The sequence below is a fragment of the Propionicimonas sp. genome (assembly GCF_047606205.1).
GTDB lineage: Bacteria > Actinomycetota > Actinomycetes > Propionibacteriales > Propionibacteriaceae > Propionicimonas.
Genome location: NZ_JASGES010000085.1, coordinates 1 through 3,235 on the forward strand (window position 1 = coordinate 1; position 3,235 = coordinate 3,235).

The window sequence follows — 3,235 nt, forward strand, 5'->3', positions numbered from 1 at the left end:
CCCCCCCGCCCCCCCCGCCCCCCGCCCCCCACGGGGGTTTGCCCCCCCGGGGGCGGGGCACAACCCCCGCTTTTCGGGAGCGTCCGTGACAGTGGCGGCACAGGACCGCGGACGCGACGGACGGTCCGGTCAGGACTTCGTCGGGCCCTGCAGGTGCAGGACGGTCGGACGGCTGACGTCGGCGAAGAAGTCGTTGCCCTTGTCGTCGACCACGATGAACGCGGGGAAGTCCTTCACCTCGATCTTCCAGATCGCCTCCATGCCGAGCTCGGGGTACTCCAGCAGTTCGACACTGGTGATGCAGTCCTGCGCGAGCCGGGCGGCCGGACCGCCGATCGAGCCGAGGTAGAAGCCCCCGTGGCTGTGGCAGGCGTCGGTCACGGCCTTGGACCGGTTGCCCTTCGCGAGCATGATCATCGAGCCGCCGGCGGACTGGAACTGGTCGACGTAGGAGTCCATCCGGCCCGCGGTGGTCGGGCCGAACGAGCCGGACGGCATGCCCTCGGGCGTCTTCGCCGGACCCGCGTAGTAGACCGGGTGGTCCTTCAGGTACTGCGGCATCTCCTCGCCCGCGTCGAGCCGCTCCTTGATCTTCGCGTGCGCGATGTCGCGTCCGACGATCACGGTGCCGTTCAGGCTCAGCCGCGTCTTCACCGGGTACCTGCTCAACTCGGCGAGCACCTCGGCCATCGGCTTGCGCAGGTCGATCTCGACGACGTCGCCGCCCTCGAGGTGCTCGTCGGTCGTCTCGGGAAGATAGTGCGCCGGCTCACGCTCGAGCTGCTCGATGAACACCCCCTCGGGCGTGATCTTGCCCAGGCACTGCCGGTCGGCCGAGCACGACACCGCGATCGCGACCGGCAGGGACGCGCCGTGCCTCGGCAGCCGGATCACGCGCACGTCGTGGCAGAAGTACTTGCCGCCGAACTGGGCGCCGATCCCCATCTGCCGGGTCAGTTCCAGCACCTGTGCCTCGAGGTCGAGGTCGCGGAAGCCGTGCGCGCTCATCGAGCCGGAGGTGGGCAACGAGTCCAGGTACTTGGCGGACGCGTACTTGGCGGTCTTCATCGCGAACTCGGCCGACGTTCCGCCGACCACGATCGCCAGGTGGTAGGGCGGGCAGGCCGCCGTCCCCAGCGAGCGGATCTTCTCGTCGAGGAAGGTCATCATCGACGCGGGGTTCAGGATCGCCTTCGTCTCCTGGTACAGGTAGCTCTTGTTGGCCGAACCGCCGCCCTTGGCCATGAACAGGAACTTGTAGGTGTTCTCGTGGCCGGGGGCGGTGTCGGCGTACAGCTCGATCTGCGCCGGCAGGTTGGAGCCGGTGTTCCGCTCCTCCCACATGGTCAGTGGCGCGTTCTGGGAGTAGCGCAGGTTCAGCTTGGTGTAGGCGTCGAACACGCCCTTGCTGAGCGGCCGCTCGTCGGTCCCCTCGCTGAGCACCTGCTGGCCGCGCTTGCCCATGATGATCGCGGTGCCGGTGTCCTGGCACATCGGCAGCACTCCGCCGGCGGCGATGTTGGCGTTCTTCATCAGGTCGAGCGCGACGAACTTGTCGTTGGGGCTGGCCTCCGGGTCGTCCAGGATGGTGCGCAGCTGCGCGAGGTGGGCCGGGCGCAGGTAGTGCGCGATGTCGTGCATGGCGGTCTCGGCGAGCAACTCCAGGGCCTGTGGCGCGACCTTCAGGAATGTCCGTCCGTCCGGGCCCTCGACGGTCTCCACCCCGTCGGTGGTGAGGAGCCGGTACGGGGTGGGATCCTCCCCGAGCGGCAACATGTCCTCGTAACGGAATTCGGCCATGACACTCCTTCTTTCGAGCCCTTCGGCGGGCCGTCGTCCATCCTTCCACCGAGGGACGCGCCGCACTGCCGAACGCAGATAGCCGGACGGAGACGTGGGTACCATCGGGACTGTGCTGACGACGAGGTCGGCGCGTGACACCCGCCCCACGGAGGTTCGATGTTCGGCCAGTCCCGATTCGCGGGCATGAACGCGCTCGTGAACGACATCCTCGCCCACGAAGTGGTGCTGGTGGCCGCCCACCGCGGCAGCGGCGGCGGCAGCGTGATGGTGAACACCGGTCTGGCCGTCCGGGCAGCGCTCCTGCAGGGGGCCGGCATGGTGGAGCTGGACGTGTCGGCGTCGCGCGACGGCGAATTCTACTGCTTCCACGACGGCTACGAGCCGGAGGTGCTGGGTTTCGCGGCCAACGTCCAGACGCTGACCGCCGCAGAGATCGACCACGCGTCCTACCAGTGGGTGGACCGGCCGGGACGGGTGGCCCGGGTCGAGCGGCTGCTCCCGATGCTGCGGGAGTTCAAGGACACCCGTGCCCTGTTCAACATCGACCGGTCGTGGTGGCGATGGCCGCACCTGCTGAAGGCGTTGGAAGGCCTGGGGATGGCGCAGCAACTGGTCCTGAAGTGCCCGGCCTGGGAGTCCGCGGCGCTCGACCGGCTCCGCGCGTTCGGGGTGAAGTACCCGTTCGTGCCGATCTGCGCGACCCCGGAGGACGTGCGCAGGGTGACCGGCGACCCCGATCTCAACACGGTGGGGGTCGAACTGATCACCACCACCCGCGAGCACCCCTGGCTCGACCCCGTCGTGATCGCGGACCTGCACGCCCAGGACCTGTTCGTCTTCGTGAACGCGGTGACCTTGACGACCGGCATCCCGATGTTCGGCGGCCTCGATGACGAGCTCGCCCTCACCGCGGGCCCGGAGGCCGCCTACGCGCCGCTCCTCGCCCTCGGGGTGGACGCCATCCAGACCGACTGGCCGGCGATCCTGTGCGCCTACCGCGACCGCTGGCTCGCCGAGCACCACCGCTGACCCGGCCCCGCACCTCCACGACCGGCGGGACACCTCAGGACGAGGCCGCAGCCGCGCCCACGTCAGCGTGCGGAGTGGCCGGACGTGGCCCGATCAGCGGGCGACGAGACTGGCCAGCCCGGGGGCGTCGGCGACCGCCGCGGGGAGGCCCAGCAGGATCGCCGTCACCAGCGAGGTCATCAGGGCGAGCAGGATCGCGCGAGGCGCCCGGAACCGGACATCGTCAAGGAACGTGTGCATGACCCCTCATAGCGTCGTACCCGTGACCCAAGAGCCTACTGACAACTCCTCAGGTTTCTCTCAGCATAGTGCGCCCCGGTGGGCGCGCGCAGCTGTCCACGGGTCGGCACGGCCGGCCGGACCGTGCCCGCCGGCCGGCCGGGGTCCGGGCGCTCAGGCGCGG

At 69.6% G+C, this 3,235-nt stretch carries 3 protein-coding genes; 1 reads left to right on the forward strand and 2 read right to left on the reverse strand.

Translation table 11 applies throughout. The annotated features are described in order from the left end of the window. Positions 1-129: 129 nt before the first annotated feature. Positions 130-1,800: a fumarate hydratase gene (locus tag QM633_RS05725; protein WP_415152772.1), complete on the reverse strand. Its 1,671-nt coding sequence runs from the start codon at positions 1,798-1,800 to the stop codon at positions 130-132. Positions 1,801-1,986: 186 nt separating this feature from the next. On the opposite strand from QM633_RS05725, the gene QM633_RS05730 reads away from it, so the two are divergent. Beyond that, a complete protein-coding gene (locus QM633_RS05730) occupies positions 1,987-2,832 on the forward strand; it encodes a glycerophosphodiester phosphodiesterase family protein (RefSeq protein ID WP_415152773.1) in 846 nt (281 codons plus the stop codon). Between the two features lie 93 nt (positions 2,833-2,925). On the opposite strand, the gene QM633_RS05735 is transcribed toward QM633_RS05730, so the two are convergent. After that, on the reverse strand, positions 2,926-3,072 hold the full coding sequence (locus QM633_RS05735; protein ID WP_415152774.1) for a hypothetical protein: 147 nt from the start codon (positions 3,070-3,072) through the stop codon (positions 2,926-2,928). Positions 3,073-3,235 lie beyond the last annotated feature (163 nt).

What these genes read in the sequence shown, in the direction of transcription:
- QM633_RS05730 (WP_415152773.1), top strand. Translation starts at nt 1,987, where the DNA reads ATGAACGCGCTCGTGAACGACATCCTCGCCCACGAAGTGGTGCTGGTG.
- QM633_RS05735 (WP_415152774.1), bottom strand. Translation starts at nt 3,072, where the DNA reads ATGCACACGTTCCTTGACGATGTCCGGTTCCGGGCGCCTCGCGCGATC.
- QM633_RS05725 (WP_415152772.1), bottom strand. Translation starts at nt 1,800, where the DNA reads ATGGCCGAATTCCGTTACGAGGACATGTTGCCGCTCGGGGAGGATCCC.